This window comes from Actinoplanes auranticolor (genome assembly GCF_018332655.1).
Taxonomy (GTDB): domain Bacteria; phylum Actinomycetota; class Actinomycetes; order Mycobacteriales; family Micromonosporaceae; genus Actinoplanes; species Actinoplanes auranticolor.
The window spans coordinates 15,277-37,740 of the sequence record NZ_BOQL01000099.1; the positions used below are offsets into that span (position 1 = coordinate 15,277).

Annotated in this window: 22 protein-coding genes; 10 read left to right on the top strand and 12 right to left on the bottom strand. The window is 69.6% G+C overall.

The features are described 5' to 3' along the window. Nucleotides 1-187 precede the first annotated feature (187 nt). The 4 genes from Aau02nite_RS44945 to Aau02nite_RS44960 all read left to right on the top strand — a co-directional run bounded on the left by Aau02nite_RS44945 (nt 188) and on the right by Aau02nite_RS44960 (nt 3,062). A complete protein-coding gene (locus Aau02nite_RS44945) occupies nt 188-502 on the top strand; it encodes a hypothetical protein (protein WP_212994829.1) in 315 nt (104 codons plus the stop codon). Between the two features lie 29 nt (nt 503-531). Next, on the top strand, nt 532-1,341 hold the full coding sequence (locus Aau02nite_RS44950; RefSeq protein ID WP_212994830.1) for an ATP-binding protein: 810 nt from the start codon (nt 532-534) through the stop codon (nt 1,339-1,341). Nucleotides 1,342-1,576: 235 nt separating this feature from the next. Next, entirely contained in the window at nt 1,577-2,293 is a 717-nt protein-coding gene (locus Aau02nite_RS44955; protein ID WP_212994831.1) for a GAF and ANTAR domain-containing protein, read from the top strand. Then, entirely contained in the window at nt 2,250-3,062 is an 813-nt protein-coding gene (locus tag Aau02nite_RS44960; protein ID WP_246595928.1) for a GAF and ANTAR domain-containing protein, read from the top strand. Before Aau02nite_RS44955 ends, Aau02nite_RS44960 begins: the two co-directional genes overlap by 44 nt. Before the next feature lie 339 nt (nt 3,063-3,401). On the opposite strand, the gene Aau02nite_RS44965 is transcribed toward Aau02nite_RS44960, so the two are convergent. Next, a complete protein-coding gene (locus Aau02nite_RS44965; RefSeq protein WP_307857987.1) occupies nt 3,402-4,058 on the bottom strand; it encodes a response regulator in 657 nt (218 codons plus the stop codon). 122 nt (nt 4,059-4,180) lie between these two features. On the opposite strand from Aau02nite_RS44965, the gene Aau02nite_RS44970 reads away from it, so the two are divergent. From Aau02nite_RS44970 to Aau02nite_RS44985, 4 genes are all read left to right on the top strand, one after another. Beyond that, entirely contained in the window at nt 4,181-5,017 is an 837-nt protein-coding gene (locus Aau02nite_RS44970) for an alpha/beta fold hydrolase (protein ID WP_212994832.1), read from the top strand. Beyond that, a complete protein-coding gene (locus Aau02nite_RS44975) occupies nt 5,010-5,627 on the top strand; it encodes a TetR/AcrR family transcriptional regulator (protein WP_212994833.1) in 618 nt (205 codons plus the stop codon). Before Aau02nite_RS44970 ends, Aau02nite_RS44975 begins: the two co-directional genes overlap by 8 nt. A 99-nt stretch (nt 5,628-5,726) precedes the next feature. Next, complete coding sequence (locus tag Aau02nite_RS44980; protein ID WP_212994834.1) at nt 5,727-6,041, top strand: hypothetical protein; 315 nt, start codon at nt 5,727-5,729, stop codon at nt 6,039-6,041. A 306-nt stretch (nt 6,042-6,347) separates the two neighbouring features. Continuing rightward, nucleotides 6,348-7,040, top strand: a complete 693-nt coding sequence (locus Aau02nite_RS44985; RefSeq protein WP_212994835.1) for a DUF998 domain-containing protein — start codon at nt 6,348-6,350, stop codon at nt 7,038-7,040. 108 nt (nt 7,041-7,148) lie between these two features. On the opposite strand, the gene Aau02nite_RS48200 is transcribed toward Aau02nite_RS44985, so the two are convergent. From Aau02nite_RS48200 to Aau02nite_RS45040, 11 genes are all read right to left on the bottom strand, one after another. After that, complete coding sequence (locus Aau02nite_RS48200) at nt 7,149-10,418, bottom strand: choice-of-anchor M domain-containing protein (protein ID WP_498368223.1); 3,270 nt, start codon at nt 10,416-10,418, stop codon at nt 7,149-7,151. A 74-nt stretch (nt 10,419-10,492) separates the two neighbouring features. Next, entirely contained in the window at nt 10,493-11,341 is an 849-nt protein-coding gene (locus tag Aau02nite_RS44995; protein ID WP_212994837.1) for an anchored repeat-type ABC transporter permease subunit, read from the bottom strand. Between the two features lies 1 nt (nt 11,342). Then, nucleotides 11,343-12,071: an anchored repeat-type ABC transporter ATP-binding subunit gene (locus Aau02nite_RS45000; RefSeq protein ID WP_212994838.1), complete on the bottom strand. Its 729-nt coding sequence runs from the start codon at nt 12,069-12,071 to the stop codon at nt 11,343-11,345. Then, nucleotides 12,068-12,970: a choice-of-anchor M domain-containing protein gene (locus Aau02nite_RS45005; RefSeq protein ID WP_246595929.1), complete on the bottom strand. Its 903-nt coding sequence runs from the start codon at nt 12,968-12,970 to the stop codon at nt 12,068-12,070. The genes Aau02nite_RS45000 and Aau02nite_RS45005 overlap by 4 nt, the downstream gene beginning before the upstream one ends. Nucleotides 12,971-12,981: 11 nt before the next feature. Further along, nucleotides 12,982-14,514: an anchored repeat ABC transporter, substrate-binding protein gene (locus Aau02nite_RS45010; RefSeq protein WP_212994839.1), complete on the bottom strand. Its 1,533-nt coding sequence runs from the start codon at nt 14,512-14,514 to the stop codon at nt 12,982-12,984. 65 nt (nt 14,515-14,579) lie between these two features. After that, complete coding sequence (locus Aau02nite_RS45015) at nt 14,580-15,218, bottom strand: choice-of-anchor M domain-containing protein (protein ID WP_212994840.1); 639 nt, start codon at nt 15,216-15,218, stop codon at nt 14,580-14,582. Then, entirely contained in the window at nt 15,215-15,865 is a 651-nt protein-coding gene (locus Aau02nite_RS45020; protein ID WP_212994841.1) for a choice-of-anchor M domain-containing protein, read from the bottom strand. Before Aau02nite_RS45020 ends, Aau02nite_RS45015 begins: the two co-directional genes overlap by 4 nt. 65 nt (nt 15,866-15,930) lie before the next feature. After that, nucleotides 15,931-17,442: a TIGR03773 family transporter-associated surface protein gene (locus Aau02nite_RS45025; protein ID WP_212994842.1), complete on the bottom strand. Its 1,512-nt coding sequence runs from the start codon at nt 17,440-17,442 to the stop codon at nt 15,931-15,933. Continuing rightward, on the bottom strand, nt 17,439-18,503 hold the full coding sequence (locus Aau02nite_RS45030; protein ID WP_212994843.1) for a WxL protein peptidoglycan domain-containing protein: 1,065 nt from the start codon (nt 18,501-18,503) through the stop codon (nt 17,439-17,441). Before Aau02nite_RS45030 ends, Aau02nite_RS45025 begins: the two co-directional genes overlap by 4 nt. 71 nt (nt 18,504-18,574) lie before the next feature. Next, nucleotides 18,575-20,044, bottom strand: coding sequence for a choice-of-anchor M domain-containing protein (locus Aau02nite_RS45035; protein ID WP_212994844.1), 1,470 nt, complete (start codon nt 20,042-20,044; stop codon nt 18,575-18,577). Nucleotides 20,045-20,490: 446 nt separating this feature from the next. Then, nucleotides 20,491-20,901: a Fur family transcriptional regulator gene (locus Aau02nite_RS45040; protein WP_212994845.1), complete on the bottom strand. Its 411-nt coding sequence runs from the start codon at nt 20,899-20,901 to the stop codon at nt 20,491-20,493. 132 nt (nt 20,902-21,033) lie between these two features. Between Aau02nite_RS45040 and Aau02nite_RS45045 the strand changes: the two genes are divergently transcribed. Further along, nucleotides 21,034-21,381: an ArsR/SmtB family transcription factor gene (locus Aau02nite_RS45045; protein ID WP_212994846.1), complete on the top strand. Its 348-nt coding sequence runs from the start codon at nt 21,034-21,036 to the stop codon at nt 21,379-21,381. Between the two features lie 89 nt (nt 21,382-21,470). Then, nucleotides 21,471-22,463: a metal ABC transporter substrate-binding protein gene (locus Aau02nite_RS45050; protein WP_246595930.1), complete on the top strand. Its 993-nt coding sequence runs from the start codon at nt 21,471-21,473 to the stop codon at nt 22,461-22,463. The last annotated feature ends 1 nt before the right edge of the window (nt 22,464 follow it).

Here is a 22,464-nt window from a genome sequence, read left to right on the forward strand (position 1 = left end):
GGCCGGGAGTTCATCTGCGCTTGTCCGCAAAGTTGCCAACAGGGCGATGTGGATGACCCCGTATGCGGGACAGCGTCTGTAGCGGGGTGGTTTACCCTCGATGAAGGCGTTGGGCGTCATGTCCGTAGCCCGCTACCCCGGACCCCGGTAGTGCACCCGTCAGCGCAGGTGCCTATCAGGAGTTGCCGTGACCGCTGAGACCCGCGCCGGCGCCGCCCGGCCTCTGCCGTACCGGCCGGTGCAGCAAGACCCGTACGGCGACCACGTCGGACATCGCCGCGTTGATCGACTCGTCGCCGCAGTCACCCCGGGTGACCGGACCGCGTTCGGCATTCTGCACCGGGCCACCGAACAGCTACGCCTGATCAGTGCCGGTCCGGCACGGACGTGGCAGGCGGCGATCGACGATGCCCGCGATGGGCAGCGGTACGCGGAACTGGCGGTCCGGCTCGCCGCGCCTGTCCCCGCGGCTGACGAACGCCGTCCCCGCACTCGCGCCTGATGGCCACCGCGGCCCGCAAGGAGATTGACATGCAGGTGCGCGCCCCGTATCTGTTCAACGCCGACGACCGACACCACACGCTGAGCGTCACCGGTGACGTCACCACCGGCGTGGTGGAGATGGCGGTGCACGGTCGATGGTCGCAGCGTCTGGGCATGGACGTGTCCACCGCGATCCGCAAATGCCTGGCCGAGCACCCGGCGGCGGTCATCGCCGACCTGCGGGACACGGACGACCCGGACGGTGCCAGCATGCCGATGTGGCTGGCCGCGGGCCGGGCCGGAATCGTCATGCAGCCACCGGTGCCCCTGGCCCTGTGCCTGCCCACCGCGACGATGCTGGACCGCCGCCTACGGCGCCTCGGTGCGCAACACCCGTCCGTGTTCACCACCATGCCCGAGGCCCGCACCGCCGTGATCAGCCGCCTGTCACCGACCGTGACGCTGCAGGCGACCCTGCTGCCGCAGCCGGCCTCGCCCGACACGGCCCGCGACCTCGTCACCCATGCATGTCAGGACTGGCACCTGCCGAAGCTGCGGCAACGCGCCCAACTGGTGCTGTCCGAGCTGGTGGCCAACGCCGTGCAACACGCGGGCACCGCCGTGCTCGTCACCGTGTCGCAGCGCGGCACGGGCCTGCACCTGGCGGTCCGCGACGGCACCACCCGGCTACCGCGGCTGCTCGGCGCTACGCCCTCGGTCGCCGGGCAGCCGCCGTACGAGCGAGGCAACGGCCTTCGCATGGTGCACGTCTGCGCCACGGCGTGGGGTGCCATGCCAACTCCCGGCGGCAAGGTCGTCTGGGCCACCGTGCTTGCCGGCCCACCGGTGACGGCATGAGCGTGCGCAGGGCCGCCACTGCGGGCCGGCACCAGGCAGGGCGAGAACCGGATTCGTCGAGGGGCACGCGGCGTCGCTAGACTTCGACAGATCCGGGAAGGTTCCGTCCTCACTGCCCGCCCGTGTCGTGGCCCCTGGCGTGGAGGTACAGCGGTGTCACATCCAGTGCAGCGTGTTTCCGCTGTTCCAGCGGCGTGTCGGCGTGCCGGTGAGGGCGTGGCGTCGGGTGGTCGCCATGGATGATCGCGTCGCCATGATCCGCCACCTGATCGAGGGCGAGCCGCCGCCGCCGGACAACGGCGCAGGGTTGCTGCCTCGGGTCTGCGCCGTCGCCGCGCGCACGCTGGCGGCCTCGGGCGCGGGGATCAGCATGATGAGCGAGGCGGGGGCCCGGGGGGTCTACGCCGCGTCGGACCCGCTGACCGAGCACATAGAGGAGCTGCAGTTCGTTCTCGGGGAAGGACCGTGCTGGGATGCGTTTTCCACCCGGCGGCCGGTGCTGGTACCGAACCTCGACGGCGAGTCGGCGGCGCGCTGGCCGATGTACACCCCGGCCGCCCACGACAGCGGCATCCGGGCGGTGTTCTCGTTCCCGCTGCAGATGGGTGCCGCTCGTCTCGGGATCCTTGACATTTTCCGCCAGCGGACCGGGTCGCTGACCGGCGACGAACTCGCCACCGCGCTCGCCTTCGCGGACGTGACCATCACGGCTCTGCTGGACCAGCACGAGAACGCGGCGGTGAACAGTTCCGGTGAGGGCCTCGCCGAGGCGGTCGAGTACCGCGCCGAGCTGTTCCAGGCCCAGGGGATGGTCATGGTCCAGCTGGGGGTGCCCATCGGTGAGGCGATGGCCCGGATGCGGGCGTACGCGTACGCGCACGGCCGCCGCCTCGACCAGGTGGCCGCCGATGTGCTCGCCCGCAGACTGCACTTCGACCGGGACCGCCCATGACCGCGCACGTTACCGCCGGCCAGGCCGGGAGGCAGGCATGAAAACCGTATCCGCGCAGCAGCTCGCGAAGGTCTTCGTCGAGATCGCCGACACGCTGGTCGACGAATTCGATCTGCTCGACTACATGCACATGCTGACCGAACGGGTCGTCGAACTGACCGACGCGGCGGCCGCCGGCATGCTGCTCGCCGACCAGCGGGGCCGGCTCGAGTTCATCGCCGGTTCGGACGAGAACGTCAAACTGGTGGAACTGTTCCAGTTGCAGAACGAGCAAGGGCCCTGCCTGGAGGCGTTCGACTCCGGCGAGCCCGTCGTCAACGTGAACCTGGGCGAGGCCGGCGCCCGGTGGCCACGTTTCGCACCGCGCGCCGCCGCGGCCGGGTTCCAATCGGTGCACGCCTTCCCGATGCGGCTGCGCCGGCAGGTGATCGGAGCGCTGAACGTCTTCGGTGACACCTCTGGAAACGACTTCCAAGACGACGACATCGCGATCATGCAGGCTCTGGCGGACGCCGCCACCATCGGCCTGCTGCAGGAACGCACCGTCAGGCGCAGCGAGGCGCTCACCGAACAGCTGCAAGCAGCCTTGAACAGCCGGGTGATCATCGAACAGGCCAAGGGTGCGGTCGCGCAGGCCCGCGGCATCAGCGTCGACGAGGCGTTCACGGCCATCCGCGGCTACGCTCGGCGGCACAACCGCCGGTTGACCGAAATCGCCCAGAGTATCGTCACCGACCCGGAGACCCTGCAGCAGATCTTCCCGCAATGAGCCGGTCCGTGACGGGTGCCGGTCAGGCGCGCAGCGCGGGTGAGCATCGCCGGCCGCGGTGAGCATCCGGCCGATCTCGGGTCGTCGGCTCAGCGTGAGCGGCACAGTCCGGGCGACGTAGCGCAACCAGCTCCGGTCGTCGAGGCGGCGGAGCAGCAGCATGCGTGGGTCGTCGGCTGTTCGCCTGGGTTCCCCGCCAACGGACCCGGTCCGGAGAAGGTTGTCATGGACTGCGGCGTCGATGTCGGTGCTGGACAGGTCTCAGACTTGAGGCGGAGTAGGCCAAGGTTGGATTCCCATGCGCCCGGGCGATGTCTCGCGCGCTACCGCTGCCCTGGATCACAGCAGCGCGTTCTCGTAGGCGTAGATGACGGCCTGGACCCGGTCGCGCAGCCCCAGTTTCGTCAGCAGGTGTGAGACGTGCGTCTTGACCGTCTGTTCCCCGACGTACAGGCGCCCCGCGATCTCCGCGTTGGAGTAGCCGCGGGCCACCTCCAGGAGAATCTCGCGTTCCCGGGTGGTCAACCGGTCGAGGTCCAGGGGCCGGCTCACGGTTGCCGGGGCGAGGCCGTCGGCGAATCGGGTCACCAGACGGCGGGTCACTGACGGGTCGATGAGTGCGTCTCCGCGGGCCACGACCCGGATGGCGTTGAGCAGTTCCTCGACGGGCATGCTCTTGAGGCAGAAGCCGCTGGTCCCGGCGCGCAGGCCCCGGTAGACGTAGCTGTCGTCGTCATAGGTGGTGAGCAGCATGATGCGGGTATCAGTGCCGCGGGACAGGACGGTCTCGGCTGCGGTGAGGCCATCCATCCGGGGCATGCGTACGTCGAGGACCGCGACGTCCGGGCGTAGCCGTTCGATCTCGGTCACGGCGGCTTGTCCGTCGCCGACGTCGCCGACGCATTCGAGATCGGGCTGGGTCTCCAGGGCATTGCGGAACCCGGAGCGGAAGAACTCGTGGTCGTCGGCGAGCAGGACGCGGATCGAGATCGACAAGCTGAGGCGGTGAATCCGAAGGGGTCCTCGGTGGCTGTCGGCCACGACATCATCGCTTGACGCATGAGGTTAACGTCATTAACCTCTAGCAAACGCCGTTAACCAATCCTGCGGAGGTTGTCATGCCCGAGTCCTTGAGCATCGCCGGTAATAACCTCGCCTACGAGGTGACCGGGCACGGCCCGCTCGTCGTCCTGGCACACGGCATCGGCGACAGTCGGCATTCCTACCGGTTCCTCGCTCCAGCCCTGGCCGGCGCCGGGTACCGGGTCGCCAACGTCGACATCCGCGGCTGCGGCGACTCCAGCCTGGGCTGGGACGGCTACAGCCGCACCGACATCGCGGGCGACCTCATCGCCGTCGTGCGCCACCTCGGCGGCCCCGCCGTGATCATCGGCCAGTCGATCAGCGGCGGCGCGGCGACCATCGCGGCGGCCACCGCGCCCGACCTGATCAACGGCGTCATCGAGCTGGCGCCGTTCACCCGCGTACAACCCTTCGACCTCGGCGGGCTGATGCGGGTGAAGCGCTTCCGGACCGGTTACAGCCAGATGGGGCAGGTCATGGTCCTGGGAAGGCTGGCGAGCTGGAAGAAGTACCTCGATGTGGCATATCCGGCCAAGCCCGCCGACTGGGACGCCGAACTGAAGCGGATCGAGGCGAAGCTGAGCGAGCCCGGCCGGATGAAGGTCCTGCAGGCCATGTGCAAGACCAGCCCGACCGACGCCGGCGCGCAGCTGGCCAACGTCACCTGCCCGGTCCTGATCGTCGAGGGCAGCCTCGACCCCGACTGGGCCGACCCCCGCGCCGAGGGCGAAAAGATCATCGCTGACCTGCCCAGGGGTCTCGGCCAGCTCGCCGTCATCGAGGGTGCCGGCCACTACCCGCACGCCCAGACACCGGATCAGGTCCTCGCGCTGGCCCGGCCCTTCCTCGACAAGACGCTGGCCAATGCCTAGGGCCCGGCTCACCCCGCTATCGGTCACCGAGGCCGGCGCCGCCCTGATCGACGAGATCGGCTTCGAGAACTTCAGCATGGGCCTGCTCGCCGAACGACTCGGAGTCAAGACTCCCGCGCTCTACAAGCACATCACCAGCCAGGCCGATCTGGTCCATCGCATCGCGGCCCGGGCCCTGGCCGAGTTCGCTGACGCCATTCGCGACGCCATCCAGGGCCGGGCCGGCAGCGACGCCCTTGCCGCCGGAGCACAGGCGATGCGGACCTACGTGCTGGAACACCCCGGCCAGTACGCGACCGCCGATGCTGCCGCTGCCCGCCCGACCGGACCCGACGACCCGATCATCCCCGCCGTCGAGCGGGTCGTCGCCTCCTGGGCGGCCATGCTGCGCGGCTACCACCTGGACTCCAGTCAGGAGATCCACGCCCTGCGGATGCTCCGCAGCGCCCTGCACGGGTTCTCGACCCAGGAAGCAGCGGGCGGGTTCCAGATCGACGCATCCATCGACGACAGCTTCACCTGGATGATCAATTTTCTCGACCGCGGCCTGCAAGACATCACCGCCACCGCCACCGCCACCACCACCACCACCAGCAGCAGCGCCCGCTGACGGATCGTCGACGAACACGACCACATCCTCGCGGAGGACCGACATCAGCATCACCCGCGCACCCACGAGCACCCGGACACCACCACTCGGCGGCCACTGATGGTGAACATCGACGAAGAGCCCGAAGAGACCCGGATCGAGCGGCACGCGAGCTGGGCCGAGCTGTTCTTCGACCTCGTGGCGGTGCTGTTCCTGGCTCTGTGGCTGGCCTGGACGACGTTCATGCTGTACGGCAACGTCGCCGCCGGCCGGGCCAGCGTGCTGCGGCTGATGGTCGCCATGTTCGGCTTGTCCGTCGTCTACGGATACGCCGGCCTGCCGCACCTACGCGCCGGCGGGATCCCCACCCGCGCCGCCCTCGGTCTGCAGGCATCACGACCCCGCTCCTGCTCGGTCTGCTCGCCACCGCTATGAGCGGTCGAACGCTCGTGATCTACCTGGCCCTGACAGTCCTGGCCCACCTCTGGTTCGAACGACGACTCACCCCCCGATCCCGACCGATGAAGCTCCCGGCCGCCGGGTGGCTCATGAGCCCCTTCCAGTGAGCCGGCCGTCGCAATCGTCCAGGCGGGGCTGTACGAGCTTGACACCTCCTGGGCGCAAACACCCTCACCCGCGACATCCGCCACCTCTGAAACCGCCGTGGCTCACCCTCCGAACACACCTCTCCCTTCAAACGCGACTGACCAATTGGTTACGTAGACGGAAATGGAACACATCATGAAACCGCTCCGCCCCCTCGCCGCTGCCACCTTCATCCTGGGCGCGGCAATCTATCTCGCCGCCGAAGCGATCACGGCCGCGGCATGGAAATCGCCCAGCTACAGCTACGCCGACAACTGGATCAGCGACCTCGGATCCGCAACGCCCGGCGTGTTCCAAGGCCGCGAACTCAACTCGCCGCTGAACGTGGTCATGAACACCGGATTCATCGTTCAGGGCCTCCTCTTCGGGATGGCCGCCGTGCTGCTGTCGCGCACAATGAGCGGGCGGTCCCGGACCTTCACCGCAGTGACGGGGGTCGTGACCATGATCGGCTACATCCTGGTCGGAACCTTCCACGGCTCTCTCCAGGCGCAGCAGAACGGCACGCTTGCCCTGCACTTCACCGGAGCCACGCTGGCGATCGTCGGCGGGAACGTCCTCGCGCTCGTCCTGGGCATCCACTGGCGCAAGACTCCCGGGACGCGGCTGATCGGCCTCGTCAGCATCGTCCTCGGAGCGTTCGGCCTGGTCTCCGTAACCGCTCTCTTCCTCACCTTCGATGCCGGCCTGCCCTCGGGTGCGATCGAACGCGGCTCCGTCTACACCATCGTCATCTGGCAACTCGCCGTCGCCGTCGCCCTCCTGCGCACCCGGGCCGACTCCGGCGCACCCCACGTAGGCGCGACCAAGGCATCCACCAGCAACTGACCCGCCCCCTCCCCATCTCGTTCTCCGGCCAGGCCGTCCGTGAATCTCGGGGCTCATCTCGGTGCCTTGTCCGCGGTGGGTGGTCCTCCGGACCGCCCCGCGACGTCATCAGATGGCGGTCAGGGTGAGGACGCCGGTGTAGGTGCCCGCCGCGGTGTCGGTCGGCACACTCAGCTTCAGGGCCGCGTCGAGCTGGGCAGTGCCCCGGCCGGCACCGCCCGGCGCAGTCGCGAGCGGGGCACTGGCGCCGAGACCCGCGGTGGGCCGGCCGGAAACATCCGGTGCGGTGACCGGCCCGGCCACCACGCCCTGCTGATCACCCTGCTGCACGACCGACGGCGTCCAGCCGAGGTAACCGCCGGTGAACGCCTTGCCGTCGGAGGTGCGGAATCCGTCGGCCATCTGCCCTGAGGCGCTCCAGCCGGGCCGGCCGGAACGGGTGTCGGTGACGGTCACCGGCTTCAGCGCGCCGGTGCTCTCCCACCGATCACCCGAGGCGTTCAGCTCAGCCGCCGGCAGTGTGACAGCACGGTCCCCGTCGTCGACGCTGATCACCAGCGCACCGTCGGTCTCGCTGATCGTCGCGGTCACCGACTTCGACGCGCTGCCGCCCTGCTGGCCGGCGGCCACCTTGAGGGTCACCGCCGTGCTGGTGGCCACCACCGTGTCGCCGTCGTACAACGTGACCTGGTACTGGGCTCCGCTCAGTTCCCGGGTGGCGGTGAAACCGTACGCCGCGCCGGTTTCGCCGCCGACGGGGGAGAAGTCCGCGTCGCCGGGCCGCTTGGCGAACCACTGGTACGTGGTCAGCGGGCCCTGCGGGGACTGGACGGCCTGCAGTGTGACTGCGTCGCCCGGCTGGTACTCGCCGTCGGACAGCCCCGATACGGAGAGCGTCGGGCCCGGCTCACCGGCGCCGGTCACTCGCAGCACCACCGGCGTGGACTCGACGTACTTACGGCCGTCGTCGAAGGTGAGCCGGGCGAAGACTGTCGCGCCGTCGAGCTCGGCTGCGGCGGTCAGCGACAGCTGCGCGCTGTTCTGACCCGGCACCACCTGCGGGGTGTCCTCGCCGCGTTTCTGCGCGTACCACTCCCAGCGGGTCAGCACCGACGCCGGCGAGACCGAGGCGGTCAGCTGCACGTTCTCACCGGCCCGGTAACTGTCGGCCAGCCCGCCGACGGTGACCTTCTGCCGCGGTGCCGCACCGTGGTCGTCCACGTAGATCGTCGCCGGCTCGCTGGTGGCCAGCAGCTCACCGGCGGCCGTACGCAGCTCGGCCTTGACCTGAGTGCCGTCCAGGGCCTGCTCGGCGGGGACCTCGTGGGTCGCTGCCGTGATCTTCTCCATCACGACGAAGTCGGCCTGGTCGGCGCGCTTCCACAGCCACCGGTAGGTGTCGGTGTCACCGGCCGCCGGGTCGGCGGAAGCGCTGAGCCGGACCGGGCTGCCCTGGTGGTAGTGGCCGGAGAGGGAGTCCAGGAACAGCATCTGCTCGCCCGGCGCGGCGTCGGTGACCCGCAACTGCTTGTGGGCGCCCGCGACGGAGTACCCGCCGGCCGCGTCCATCGCCCAGACCGACAGCCACTTGCCGTCCAGGTCCGCGGTGACCGGCAGCTCGAGCGACCCCGAGGTGGCGTCGGGGATGGGGGTGAACGCCGTGTCGTCGCTGAGAGCCCATTCGTAGACCACGTCGTCGCGGGCGGGGTACAGCTCGGAGCTAGCTTCCAGGGTGTCCCCGGCACGGTAGACCGTGCGGACGCCGGACAGCATGAGCTCCCGGTAGAGAATCTCCGCCAGGAAGGCGGGGGAGCGGCCGATCACCGTGCCGGCGGCGTCGAGGATCTCGTACGCCCATTCGTTCTGGTTGAGCCAGCCGGAGTCGATCGTGTAAGCGCCGGGAGTGCCGGGAACAGGTTCGGGCAGCCCGTACTCCGGCACAGGCGTCCACTCGGCACCGCCGGGCACGATGCGGCTGACCCATCGGCTGGTCTCGCCGTCGGTCAGCGGGCGGTGCTCGACCGAGACCCGCACCGGGTCACCGCCGTAGTAGCGGGCCTGCAGGCCGGTGATCACGACCGGTTCGCCGGTTCCGGTGTTGGGCCCGTCGACGCGCAGGGTGCGCCGACCGCTCTCCTGCACCGTCTTGTTCTTCGCGTCGACGATCTCCACCCAGACCTCGGCCTCGTCGAGCGCGACGGTCGCGTCCCGGCGGAACCGGTCGGTCTCGCCCACGACGTATTCGGTGGTCTGCCCGGCGGTGCGGATGATCCACCGCCACTTCTCGCCGTCGTCCAGAGTGGCACCCACGATCCGCAGATCGATCTGCTCGCCCGCGGTGTAGCGGTCCGCGACGCCGGTGATGGCGAAGACCTCGCCGCCGGCCCGCTCGGTCACCGTGACCGTCACCGGATCCGAGGCCGACCGGGCGAACCGGTTGAGCACCTGGGGCACGAAGCGCGCGCTCAGCGACCGGCTGCCCAGCGGCAGGTCGCCGGTGGCCAAGGTGGCTTGCCCGCCGGATACCGCGGCGTGCCCGAGAACGGTGCCGCCGTCGAGGAACTCCACCCAGCCGGGGGCGTCCTGGGGTGTGACCGTGGCGTCGAGCGTGACGCGGTCACCGGCCACGACGGTGGTGGCGCTCGCCCGCAGAGCGACCGTGGTCCCGGCCGCCGCGGGCAGTCCGCCGACCACGAACGTGTAGACGGCCTGCGCCGTCTGCTGTTCGCCGCTTACGGTGACTGTGGCCCGCACGCTGATCCGGTAGGTGCCCGCGGTGGTGAAAGCCCAGTTGGCGTGCATGTGCGTGCGGCCGACGGCGAACGACTTCAAACCGTCCTCGTCGGAGGACCACAGGCGCTTGGCCCCGCCGAAACCGCCGGCGGTGAACAACTCGACGCTGCCCGGCCCCTCGAGGCCGGTCAGGGTGAACGTGGTCTGGTTGCCCTCGATCGCACCGGCCGGCACCGACTCGGTGGAGAAGCCGGGCCACAAGCGTCCGGGTCCGGGGTTGGACTCCGGTGCGATCCACACCTCACTGCCGGCCGGAGCGAGGAACTCGTACCCGGCCGGCACGGTGGCCTTCGCGTCGTCGGCCAGGTGGAACCAGATGTCCTCGGCGGCGAAACGGGTGCCGTTGCCTTCCGCGACGTCGGCTTTCGACGCCAGGGCCAGCCGGCCGTCGTCGAGGAACGTGGAGACCGCGTCGGTGTGCACTCCGGCGATGATCCGGTGCTCACGCGGCTGCGGAGCCGGCCCTTCGGCTGCGGTCGCGGTCGACGCCGGAGACAGTACGACGGCGACACCTACGGTGATCACCGCCAGAGCCCCCGCTCTGCGGCGGGGCAGAGCGGGCGCCCGGCGGCGCAGTGATTTCATGACGGTCACCAGGACCTGCTTTCGGTGAAGGGTGGGTGAAGGGGTGCGAGGAGGCGTGACTGGTCGCGGGCTCGTCAGGCGGCGAGCCGGGCGAGCACACCGTGGCGTGGCGCCACGAGGCTGGCGACGAGGAAAGCCGCGGTCAGGGTGAGCACGATGGTGCCCCCGACCGGCAGGTCCCAGGACCACGACAGGTAGAGGCCGATCACGGCGCAGCCGGCGCCGATGGCCGGGGCCAGCGCCATCATCACGCTCAGCCGGTCGGTGAGCAGCCGGGCGGTCGCCGCCGGGGTGATCAGCAGGGCGAGGACCAGGATGTTGCCGATGGTCTGTACCGCCATCACCACGGCGAGGGTGACCAGCACGTACAGCAGCAGGTCCAGCCAGAAGACGCGCAGGCCGAGGGCGCGGGCCATCTCCCGGTCCAGGGTGACGGCGACGAACTCCTTGTGCAGCAGCAGCACGGTGAACAACACGGCGATGGTGGTGCCGCCGACGACGTACAGGTCGCGGTCGGGGATGCCGGTGATCGAGCCGAACAGGAACTGCTGCAGCGATCCGGCGTAGCCGGGCGCCCGCGAGATGATCACGATGCCGAGGGCGAACGCGGCGACGAAGAAGATCCCGATGACGGAGTCCTCCTTGAGCCGCCGGTTCTGGGCGAACACGGTGACCAGCAGGGCGGTGACCACGCCGGCGACAGTGCCGCCGACCACGAGGCTGCCGGAGAACAGGAAGGCGATGGCGAGCCCGGGAAACACGGCGTGGGCGACGGCGTCGCCGATGAAGGCCATGCCGCGCAGCACGACGTAGCAGCCGACGACACCGCACATGATCGCGGCGAGGGTGGCGATGATCAGAGCCTTGGGCAGGAAGGCCAGGTCGGGATTGACCAGGTCGGTGAGGAACTGCAGCGGGGACACGTCACGCTCCGGCCGGCGTCAGGGAGAGGGCTTTGAGCAGGTGGCTACCGGGGCCGACCTCGAACGTCTCCATCCAGACGGCCGGGTCCTTGAGATCAGCCGCGGGACCGGTGGCGATGACCGTGCGGTTGAGCAGGATCAGCGTGTCGCAGGTGTAGGCGGCAGCGGCCAGATCATGGGTGGCCATCACCACCGCCCGTTCCTTGGCCAATGTGGTGAACAGCTCGGTGAGGTTCTCCTGGGCGGGCATGTCGAGACCGGTGAACGGTTCGTCGAGCAGCAGCACCGGCGGTGACACCACGAGGGCGCGAGCCACGAGCACCCGCTGGCGCTGGCCGCCGGAGAGTTCGCCGACCGGACGTTTACGCAGGTCGGCCAGTCGTACCTGGTCGAGGGCGGCCCAGACGGCCTGCCAGTGGGCGACGCTCGGGCGGCGGAACAGGCCGATGCGGCGGACCAGGCCGCTGAGCACGGCATCCTCCACACTGGCGGGAAAATCCCAGCTGAACTCGTGACGCTGGGGGACGTAGCCGGCGCCGGAGCTGATCACCGTTCCGCCGCGCAGCGGGATCAGGCCGAGAGCAGCGCGGATCAGGGTGGTCTTGCCGGCGCCGTTGGGGCCGAGCAGCGCGGCGAACTCGCCGGTGTCCACGCGCAGGTTCACGTCCCGCAGGACGGGTCGGCCACCGAGATCGGCGTTGACCGCGATCATCTCCAGGGCGGCGGTCATCGGCCGGCCTGGCGTTCGGCGCGACGGCGCACGGCGACCTGCCGCCAGACCAGGACGGCGATGAGCAAGGCGGCCAGGAGGCCCCCGGCGGCCAGGACCGGGAGGTAGCCCGTACCCGGGGAGGTTTCGTCGTCGGCCGCCGGTGCCGCGGCCGGGGCCGAGCCGGAAGGCAGTGGGGCGGTGAAGGCGGCGTTCAGCGCCTCGTCCGGGTCCGTGGCGTCACCGACGGCGAGGCGCAGGACGGTGCTGCCGCTGACGGTGGAGCCGTCGGCGAGGTCGGCGGAGATGTCCATGGCGACCAGGTAGGTGCCGGGCTTGCCGAAGACCCAGTTGGCGTGGGTGTGGGTGTTGGTCTCCACCCAGATCGGCTGGGGGTAGGGCTTGGCCGAACTCCAGAGGACCTGCGGGGCGCCGAGATTGCCGGACTGCAGGAAGACGGTGACGTCGCCGGGTCCCTGCACGCCGCGCAGGGACATGGTGACGCCGCGGTCGATCGCGTCGAGGACGCCGGGATCCTGGGTGTTCCAGCCGATCCAGACGACGCCCTGCTTCTCGGTCTGCGGGACGACGTGCACGTTCGTGCCGGGTGGGGCGCCGAGGAACGCGTAGACCTGGTCATCCGGGACCGGCTGGCGCGCCGTATCGCGCACCCGCAGGACGGTGTCGGCCGGTTCGCGCCAGACCGAGGGGACGGCGTGGTCGTCGTGGATCTGGATGGTCCACTTGCCGTCGCGGTAGCGGGGACCGATGTCGACGTGACCGGTCTCCAGGACGGCCCGGCCGGTGGCCTGGCCCTGGTTCGCGTCGAGGGTCTGGTCCAGGCCGCTGCCCGGTGGGGGCACCGTCGGCGTGGTGGCGAGCAGGGCGGCGGTGACCGCCGTGGCGATGTGGGTCAGCAAGAGAGGTTTCCTCAGGTCAGGCAGTGGTGGAGGGAATCGGCGTTGAAGCGCATCATCGCCACGTAGGAGGTCACCCGGTCGTCGAAGGCGTCGCCGTAGATGTCGCAGACCCGCACGTCGTTCTCGCGCGCCACCTCGACCAGCGTCGACGAGCGGGCACGCAGGTTCGGTTCCAGGAAGACCGCTCTGACATGCAGGTTGCGCAGGGTCTCGGTGAGCCGGCGACGGTCGGCCAGACTCGGCTCGACCGCCGGGTTGGGGGTGACGAAACCGGCGACCGGGATGCCGTAGGCCTTCGCCAGGTAGGCGAAGGCGTCATGGGTGGTCACCAGATGCCGGTTCGTCGCCGGTACGGCGTCGATCCGCTGCTGGACGTACGTGTCCAGGGCGCTGAGTTCGGTCAGGTACCGATCGGCGTTGGCCCGGAATTCGGCGGTGCCCTGCGGGTCGGCGGCGATCAGGCTGTCGCGGATCAGTTCGGTGTAGGCCTGGGCATTGCGGACGTCCTGCCACAGGTGGGGGTCGATCTCACCGTGCACGTGCCGGCCGAGGACGGCCTGCGGCAGCTGGTGGATCTGGGTGCCGGGGCGGCCGAGGAACCGGAAGCCGGGCCCGGCGGGCACCTCACGCAGGGCTTTGGCCGGGACTTCGATCACCGTACGGGCGGGATCGTGCCGCTGTCCGCCGTGCTCCTCGTCGGCCAGCAGAACGATCTCGCCGGTGTCGATGTCGGTGGTGACGTCGGTGTGGCCGTCGCGCAGCACGGTGGCCCCGCCGATGACCGAGTGCGGGTCGACGCCCACCGCGAAGGTCAGGCTCTGTTCACCGATCGGTACCGGTTTGCTGTCGGTGGTCACCGCCAGCTCGGCTCGCAGCGTCAGCCGATAGACGCCAGGTTCGGTGAACGCCCAGCTCATGTGGGTGTGGGCGTCCGGCGGCAGGTTCATGGTGTCGTCGCGGTAGCCGTTGGTGGGGTCGAAGCCGTCGCCGGAGTCCAGGAACGTGTCCGGATTGCCGAACGACTCGGTCAGATACGCGATCATCCGGCCGGGTCCGGTGACGTTCGTCGCGGAGAGGTGGATGTCGGAGGAGCGGGTGACGCCATGGCGTGCACCGTCTCCCTGGGCGCGCAGGCCGAGCCAGATGGTGTCCAGGGAGACGTCCTCGACCAAGGGGATGATCTCGGCGGCGTACTTGGTGGCCCCCTCGGCCAGCGAGATCTGCTCGACGCCGTCGGGCAGATTGGCGTCCAGCGTCTTGATCACGCTCTGCGCTTCCAGCAGCAGGTAGTTGCTGAAGGCGACGTCGGCGTAGACGATGTTGCGCACGTCGCGCAGGGTGGGCTCGTAGGCGTGCGCGTCGGCGTTGTCGGGGACGATCGAGTCGACCAGCACCCGGTCGCCGCCGACGTTGCGGACGAGATCGGCGAGGATGCCGGTGGTGGTGACGACCTGGACGCGGTGATCGGTGTCGGTGAGGGCGGGCGGTGCCGCACAGCCGGCGAGGGCGAGGGCGGCCAGCAACGCTACCGGCTTTCGGGTCATTAAGATTCTCCCAGGTGGGCCCGCTCCAATTGAGGTGGAGCGGGCCCACCCTGCTCACGGCAGCGTTACGGCAGGACAGTGAAGGTGAAGGCCTTCACCCCGGTGGTGACGGTGGCTCCGGTGGACAGCAGCTTGCCGGTCACCTCGAAGTTGACGGTGTAGGTGCCGGCCTTGGTGAAGCCCCAGTTGGCGTGGGTGTGCGCGTTGTAGGTGACGGTCCGGGTGTCCGGCAGGCCGTCGCTGGAGTCGAACAGCCGGGTCGGGGTGCCGGACGCGACGGTGTAGACGCTGACGTGCCCGGGGCCGCTGAAGCTGTTCAGCCGGAACGTCACCGAGTTCGCCTGGAAGACACCGGACGGGACCTCCGTGGTGTTCCAGCCGGCCCACAGCAGGCCGCTGGTGTTGCCCTGCGGCAGCACCCAGGCGGTACCGCCCGCGGTGCCGAGGAACGACCACGCGCTGCCGGCCGGCACCGTGATCTTCGCGGCCGCCGGAACCTGGAAGACCACGTCGGCGGGGGCCCGTTCGACCAGAGTCCCGCTGGTGCTGTCGCCGACGTTCAGCGTCAGCGTGCCGGGAGCGGTGTAGTCGACGTCGAGGACGTCGACGTGGCCGCTGGTCAGCGTGGTGGCCGCGTACGCCGGTGAACCGGCCGCCACCACCAGGGCGCAGGAGATCGCAGCTGCGGTCAGGATGCGCTTCACGGCTGCACCACGACCTTGTAGACGGCCGGGTCGGAAGTCACCCTGGTGCCGTCGGTCAGCGTTCCGGTGGCCTTGACCTTGATGAAGTAGACGCCGGCCTTGGAGAACGCCCAGCTGGCGTGCAGGTGCGAGCCGGCGTCGAGGGCCACGGCGTCGGGCAGGCCATCAGCGCTGTTGACCAGAACGTTCGGGTTGCCGACCGCGTCCTCGGTGAAGACCGCAAGACGGCCGGGGCCGTTGACCTTCTGCACCGCGAGGGTGACCGTGTCGCCGGCGAAGACGCCGGCCTCGATCTCCTCGGTGGCGATGCCGGGCCAGAGCAGCTCCTCGTTCTGGATCTCGGGGAGGATCCACGTCGTTGCGCCGGCGGCGCCGAGGAAGCCGAAGGCGGGATTGTCGGGAACGGTGGTCTTGGCGGCCCTCTTGACGAGGAAGACGACGTCGTCGACCTCGCGCTCCACGTCGGGTTCGACGGTCTCGTCGTGGACGCCGATCTCGAGGGCGCCGTCCTCGTAGGCGATGTCGACGATGTCGACGTGGCCGGCGCTCAGCACCACGGTGTCGGCGGCCTGGGCGGGCAGGGCGGTGCCCAGCAGGGCGGCGGCGAGGAAGCCGCTGCCGAGCAGCAGTCGAAGCGGTTGACGCAAGGGAATCTCCTCAGGCTGTTCCGGAACTGGCGAACCGGATGCCGGGATCATAATGGTTTTCATTTTCATGAGGAAGGGTCTGGAGTGGACACGTGACCAGCCTCGCCCCGTCGGCGCCGGGTGAGCAGGACGGCGGCCGTTCCCGCGACGAGCAGTAGTGCTCCGCCGGCGGCGATGGTCGTGATGTTCGCGCCGGTCCGGGCGAGCAGGCCGCTTCCGCCGTTCTGGCCGGCAGATCCCTTGCCGGTGGCGCTGTCCGTCCCGTTCCCGTTCCCGGCGCCGGCGTCCGTCGAGTCGCCGACCGCGAGGGTGAGCGTCCTGGTGTCGGACACGTTCTTGCCGGCGGTGGTGGTGGCGGTCATGTCGAACGTCAGCTGGTAGGTGCCGGCTCGGGTGAAGGCCCAGTTGCCGTGTGCGTGGGTGTTGGGTGCGATGCCGAGGCGCTGCGGCAGGGACTTGTCCGAGTCGAAGATCACCTCGGGAGCGCCGAACGAGCCGGTGAGGAAGAGCTTGAACTTGCCCGGTCCGCTGACCTGCTTGAGGCGCCAGTTGACAGTGCCTCTGGTGCCCTTGACCAGCGACTCGTGCTGGGTGTTCCACCCGGGCCAGACGATGCCGGACTGCTGGGACTGGGGCAGCAGGTAGACCTTGTCGCCGGCCTTGCCCAGGAACGCGTATCCGGGGCCGGCCGGCACGTCGATGCGGGCCTTGTCGGTGACCTTGAGCGTGACGTCGCTCAGTTCGCGCCAGGTAGCGGGAGTCGTGGTGTCGTCCTTGAGACGGATCCGCAGAGCGCCGCCGCTGAGCTGCGGTCCCATGTCGACATGCCCGTCGGCGATCACGCGCCGTCCGGTCGCGGGGGTGTTGGCGGCCGCGGCGGCTGTCGTACGGTTCGGGGCCGCGGCGGCGGCGCGGGCGGGTGCGGGGATCCGGGGTGCCGCGGCGGTCTCAGGTGCGGCGAGTGGCCGGGTCGGAACCGAGACGGCGTAGACGGCCTCGTCCTTGAGCGTTCGCGAACCGGTGCGCGCGGTGGCGCGCAACGTCACGCGGTACTCACCGGTGGCGTCGAACAACCAGACCACGCCGCCCAGCCGCTTTCCGGCGGGCAATCGGGCGCTGGTCCGGCCGTCGCTGTCGAGCAGCAGGGTGGGGCGTCCCCACTCGGACAGGGTGTAGGCCGCGAACGATCCGGGCCCGTCGACGGTGAGCAGGTCCAGCGTCACCGCGCCGCCGGCGACGTCGTCGGTGTCGATCGCGGTGGTGTCGAACGTGGAGAACGGTGAGCCGTCCTGCAGGGACCACACCGGTGCGCCGGGCCGGCCGAGAAAGGCGAAGGCGGGGTCGTCGGGGATCACGCCGACCGGGGAGCCGGAGGCGGTGAATCGCAGCGACTGCGGGTCGGTGACGGCTCGGCTCTCACTCCGGAAGCTCATCCGGAGCTTGCCCGATTTCACCGACAGCGCGACGAGATCGGCGCCTTCGGCCTGCGGCGTACCGGGCGCCGCGACCGCCGGGGCACCGGCGGTCAGCGCGACCACGAGCGACGCCGCGGCGACGGCGACGGTCCTGCGGATCATTTGCTGCCTTCCTTCTCCAGGATTGGGTTCTTCTCCGCTGAGCTCGCCTGGTCGCGGCCGCGCTGTTCGGCGGCGGAGAGGGCGGCCTGCATCCGGCGCGTTCGGCGGCGCCGGGTGAGCAGCCAGGCGGCGAGCAGCGCGGCGACGAGCGTCAGCAGGGCCAGTTGCGGCCACGGCACCAGCCAGAAGGTCCGGGTGGCGAGCGCGCGGACGGGGGCGGGATCGATCGATCGCCCGTCGGCCGGCCCGGGTGTGATGTCCACGGTCAGGCGCTCACGGAACAGCGGCGGCACCGCGTCGAGGGCAGTGGTGACGCGCAGCGTGCCGCCGGGCAGGATCTCCGGGATCACGGCCATTTCGGTGGTCCGGCCACCGAGCCCGAACGGCCCCTCGACCCGGGCCGTGGGACGCCCGCCGAGGCGTACGTTGCCGGTGTTGCCGATCGTGAAGGTGGCGGTGACGTGCGGCAGTCGCAGCGGGTTCCACGACGTCGCGGCATTGATCTCGACGTCGGTGATGCTGAGCGCGGGCTGCAGCGGCCCGGTGACGCGCAGGTAGACGCGGGCACCGACGCGATGGTCCACGGAGACCTGGTTGCCGTCGCCGTCGGTGGCTTCAGTGAGGATGGAGGCGACCACTCCGGCCGCGTGGTCGCCCGGTGTGGCGTTCGCCGGCACGGTCACGGTGAACGGCACGACGATCCGCGACGACGCCGGCAGCGCCAGCCGGTCCCGCGAGACTTTGATCCAGCTTCCCGCATCAGTGGCTTCGGTGTTGCCGGCGCGCAGGTCGAAGCCGCCCCCCGCGGTCGTGTAGGCGTCGTTCGGGTAGAGGCGCAGGGTGAGCGGGCGCTTCGAGTGGTTGGTGACCGCGACGTGGTCCGTGATACCGGCGCCCGGGTCCAGTTTGTAGTCCAGGGCCGGTCGTCCGTCCGGTCCCTTCGGACCGGACGGAGTGACGGACCAGGTCAGGGAGTCGGTCCCCGGTGCGGCCTGGACGGGCGCCGGGAAGGCGATGAGGGCTGCGACGGCCAGCAGGGCCGCGGCGGTACGCGTACGCATGAGGGGGTCTTTCGCATCGGTCGCGGGACGGCGCACGGCCGTCCCGCGACGTCGTAGAATTGCGGTCGGGCTCAGATGGCCGTCAGGGTCAGGGTGCCGGTGTAGGTGCCGGCTGCCGTGTCGGTCGGCACGCTGAGCTTCAACGCCGCGTCGAGCTGGGCGGTGCCCAGGCCCTTGCCGTTCGACGCCGTGGCCAGCACCGCACTGCCGCCCAGCCCGGTGTGCGGCTGAACGGTTCCGTACGGGTGCGAAACCGGTCCGGCCACCACGCCCTGTTCGCTGCCTTGCGTGGTGATGCTGGGTGTCCAGCCGAGGTAACCGCCCGTGAAGGTGGTGCCGTCGTCGCTGCGGAATCCGTCGGCGACCTGACCGGACGCCGTCCAGCCGGGCCGTGACGCGCGGGTGTCGGTCACCGTGACGGGCTTGAGAGCGCCGGTGCTCTCCCACCGGTCACCTGCCGGGGACAGCGCGGCGGCGGGCAGGGCGACGGTACGGTTCTCGGGATCGACACTGATCACGAGTGCGCCCTCGGACGCGTTGATGGTGGCGGTCACCGATTTGGCGGTGCTGCTGCCCTCGGCCGGGAACGCCACCCACAACCACACCTCGGCGCTGCCGGCCACGACAGTCTGGCCGTCATAGAGCCTGACGATGTACTGACTGCCGTTGAGGGCTCGCGTCGCGGTGAAGCTGTACGACGCGCCGGTCTCGCCCTCGATCGGCGAGAAGTCGTCCGCGCCGGGCTTCTTGCTGAACCACTGGTACTTCGTCAGCGCTCCCTGCGGTGACTGCACGGCCTGCAGGGTGACGGCGTCGCCGGGCTGGTACTCGCCGTCCGACATGCCGGTGATGCTCAACGCGAGGTCGCCGCCGCCGGACTGGAGGTCACCGACCACGAACTTGTAGTCCACCGGGCCGGTGGACAGCGTCGTGCCGTTGGCGAGGGTGGCGTCGGCCTGGAACTTCAGCGTGTAGGTGCCGGTCGCGGAGAACACCCAGCCGGCGTGCGCGTGGGTGTGCACCGGGACGTCCAGGCGGTCGGGCAGGCCGTCGTTGCTGCGGAACTTGATATTGGGCGTACCGAGGGAGTTGGTGTCGAACAGGGTCACGTCGCCGGGGCCGTCCACGCCGACCAGGCTCAGCGACACCTTGTCGCCGGTGAACACTCCCGAGCCGAGCGTGGTGGTGTTCCAGCCCGGCCACAGCAGGTTCGAGTCCTGGACCTGGGGCAGCATCCAGATCTTGCTGCCCGGCTGTCCCAGGAAACTGAACGCCGGCAGGTCGGGCACGGTCGTCTCGGCGGCGGGCAGCACCTGGAACGTCACATCGGCCGGGTCGCGTACCACCGCGGGGCTCACCGTGTCGTCCTTGACCTTGAGCTTCAGCGCACCGTTCTCGTAGTGCACGTCAACCGCGTCGGTGTGGCCCTTGCTCAGCACCACCGAATCCGCGGCGAGCGCGGGCGCGGCATGGAAGAGGGTGGCCGTGGCCAGGGTGAGACCGGCGATGGTGGACGCGACCCGTACGGAGGGTCTCTTCATGCACCGCTTCCTTTCTGGACAGATATTCTTAATGAAAACGAGTCTCATTTTCCAGAGGAAGCTAGCACGCGGTCGCCGGTACATGAAAACGATGTCGCTTTTCATCTGCGTGCGGGGGGTGCACGGCAGGCGCGACCTGGCCGAGTGGGCTGATTCGATGACGAAGCGCGACGGATCTGCCCAAGTGGGGCGACTGTCGATCGCTGCTGGAGCGGGTCGACGGCGGGCTTCCTGCCGGACCCCGCGGTCATCGCGAGGTCGCACCGTTGACCGTGGTTCAGTGAACCGCTCCGCTCGCCGGGGCGGTAGCCGGTGGCTGGTGGGATCGAGGCGGATCCGATGCTCACCGGTGCCTTCAGTCGAGCCGGGGTGCTGTGGTGGGCGACGGACGGCGGCGATGCCATCGCCTGGCAGACCCTCGGCCTGCGAACCGTATGACCCCGACGTCAGTGGTCGCTCGACGAGGCACAGCTGTCGCAGAGGCCGAAGATCTCGATGCTGTGGTTGACCTCGGTGAATCCGTGCTGCCGGGCGACGGCTGAGGCCCAGGTCTCGACGGCCGGTCCGGCGACTTCCACGGCCCGGGCGCAGGAGCGGCACATCAGGTGATGGTGGTGGGTGGAACTGCAGTGCCGGTACACCTGCTCGCCGTTCGGCTGGCGCAGGGCGTCTATCTCGCCCGCGTCGGCCAGCGAGCTCAGGGTGCGGTAGACGGTGGTCAGGCCGACCTTGATGCCACGGGCGTGCAGGTCGGCGTGGATGCGTTGGGCACTGCGGAACTCCTTCGTCTCGTTCAGCAGCGCGTGCACCTCCGCTTGCTGACGGGTGTGACGTGAAGGGCGCCGTGAGTCAGTCATCGTTCCTCCCGCACTGCCGGCAAGTCGCTCCCACCGGAACTGTACCGAAACGATAATCATTTCCGGCTCTTCGGGGCGGGGCGGGGGAGCGCCCATGAGTGAGGCATCAGGCGCGCAGATGCTGATGAGAGCATGTGTGCATGCCAGGGCGCCGATCGGTACGAACCTGCCGGGGAGCTGTTCAAGGCCCTTGCCTCGCCGGTTCGTCTGGCGATCGTGGACCTGCTCGCCGTGCGGCCCAGGTACGTGTATCAGCTCGTCGAACTCACCGGCCTGACCCAGCCGCACGTCTCGCAGCAACTGCGGATCCTGCGCCATGCCGGGCTTGTTCACGGTGTTCGGCAGCACCGCGAGATCGCCTATACGTTGCGCGACGACCATGTTGCTCACATCGTGCGTGACGCTCTCGCCCATGCCCGGGAGGCGCGTGCGGTGCCCGAGAAGCCCGGCCGGGGAGCGACGCCACGCCGAACTCGCTGAACCGTCCCGTGCACGCATGGTCACTTCACTATTAGACGATGTTAAGTGAAAACGATTACCGTTCCGCTTCTCAGGAACGGAGTTTTCTCGTGAATCACGTGCATCGATCTTTTGTAGCCGCGGCGACCGCCGCGGCGCTCGTCCTGCTCGGCGGATGCGGCTCGGGTGGCGACGACGCCACCTCGGGCGGCGGCAGCGCCTCCTCCGGCACCAAGCTCGCCGTGGTGGCCACGACGCCGGAGGTGGCCGACTTCGTGCGCACCATCGGCGGCGGTGACGTCGCCGTGACCCAGATCATCAAGCCGAACGTGGACCCGCACGACTACGAGCCGACGCCCGCCGACATCAAGGCGATCGGCGAGGCCAAACTGGTGGTGAAGAACGGCGTCGGCCTGGAGGAGTGGCTGGATCAGACGATCGAGTCCGCCGGCTTCAAGGGCACCGTCGTCGACTCCAGCCAGGGTGTGAAGCTGCGCGAGGGCGGCCACGAGGAGGAAGAGGGTCACGCCGAGGAGGCCGAGGCTGAGCACGCCGGCGAGGAGCACGACCCGCACATCTGGCACAACCCGCAGAACGCCAAGATCATGGTGACCAACATCGAGAAGGCGCTCGCCACGGCGGACGCCGCCCATGCTGCTGCGTTCGGTAAGAACCTCACCGACTACGCGGCCAAGCTCGACAAGCTGGACGCCGACAACGAGGCCGCCTTCGCCAAGATCCCCGCGGACCAGCGCAAGCTGGTCACCAACCACGACGCGTTCGGCTACTACGTGGAGCGGTACAAGCTGGAGTTCGTCGGCTCGGTCATCCCCAGCCTGGACACCTCGGCCGAGCTGTCGGCCAAGCAGCTCACCGACCTGGTGGCCAAGATCAAGGCGACCGGCACCAAGGCGATCTTCACCGAGAGCTCGCTGCCGCCCAAGAGCGCCGAGGCCATCGCGAAGCAGGCCGGCGTCAAGGTGGTCGGCGGCGAGGACGCGCTCTACGGCGACAGCCTCGGCGCCCCCGGCACTCCGCAGGGCACCTACCTCGGTGCCGAGGAGCACAACACCCGGGTCATCGCCTCCGGTCTGGCCGGCTGAC

Excerpts from the sequence above, each read along its gene's own strand:
- Aau02nite_RS44950 (WP_212994830.1), top strand. The coding sequence starts at position 532 with ATGCAGGTGCGCGCCCCGTATCTGTTCAACGCCGACGACCGACACCAC.
- Aau02nite_RS44955 (WP_212994831.1), top strand. The coding sequence starts at position 1,577 with ATGGATGATCGCGTCGCCATGATCCGCCACCTGATCGAGGGCGAGCCG.
- Aau02nite_RS44960 (WP_246595928.1), top strand. The coding sequence starts at position 2,250 with ATGTGCTCGCCCGCAGACTGCACTTCGACCGGGACCGCCCATGACCGC.
- Aau02nite_RS44970 (WP_212994832.1), top strand. The coding sequence starts at position 4,181 with ATGCCCGAGTCCTTGAGCATCGCCGGTAATAACCTCGCCTACGAGGTG.
- Aau02nite_RS44975 (WP_212994833.1), top strand. The coding sequence starts at position 5,010 with ATGCCTAGGGCCCGGCTCACCCCGCTATCGGTCACCGAGGCCGGCGCC.
- Aau02nite_RS44980 (WP_212994834.1), top strand. The coding sequence starts at position 5,727 with ATGGTGAACATCGACGAAGAGCCCGAAGAGACCCGGATCGAGCGGCAC.
- Aau02nite_RS44985 (WP_212994835.1), top strand. The coding sequence starts at position 6,348 with ATGAAACCGCTCCGCCCCCTCGCCGCTGCCACCTTCATCCTGGGCGCG.
- Aau02nite_RS48200 (WP_498368223.1), bottom strand. The coding sequence starts at position 10,418 with ATGAAATCACTGCGCCGCCGGGCGCCCGCTCTGCCCCGCCGCAGAGCG.
- Aau02nite_RS45000 (WP_212994838.1), bottom strand. The coding sequence starts at position 12,071 with ATGACCGCCGCCCTGGAGATGATCGCGGTCAACGCCGATCTCGGTGGC.
- Aau02nite_RS45010 (WP_212994839.1), bottom strand. The coding sequence starts at position 14,514 with ATGACCCGAAAGCCGGTAGCGTTGCTGGCCGCCCTCGCCCTCGCCGGC.
- Aau02nite_RS45025 (WP_212994842.1), bottom strand. The coding sequence starts at position 17,442 with ATGATCCGCAGGACCGTCGCCGTCGCCGCGGCGTCGCTCGTGGTCGCG.
- Aau02nite_RS45030 (WP_212994843.1), bottom strand. The coding sequence starts at position 18,503 with ATGCGTACGCGTACCGCCGCGGCCCTGCTGGCCGTCGCAGCCCTCATC.
- Aau02nite_RS45035 (WP_212994844.1), bottom strand. The coding sequence starts at position 20,044 with ATGAAGAGACCCTCCGTACGGGTCGCGTCCACCATCGCCGGTCTCACC.
- Aau02nite_RS45040 (WP_212994845.1), bottom strand. The coding sequence starts at position 20,901 with ATGACTGACTCACGGCGCCCTTCACGTCACACCCGTCAGCAAGCGGAG.
- Aau02nite_RS45045 (WP_212994846.1), top strand. The coding sequence starts at position 21,034 with ATGTGTGCATGCCAGGGCGCCGATCGGTACGAACCTGCCGGGGAGCTG.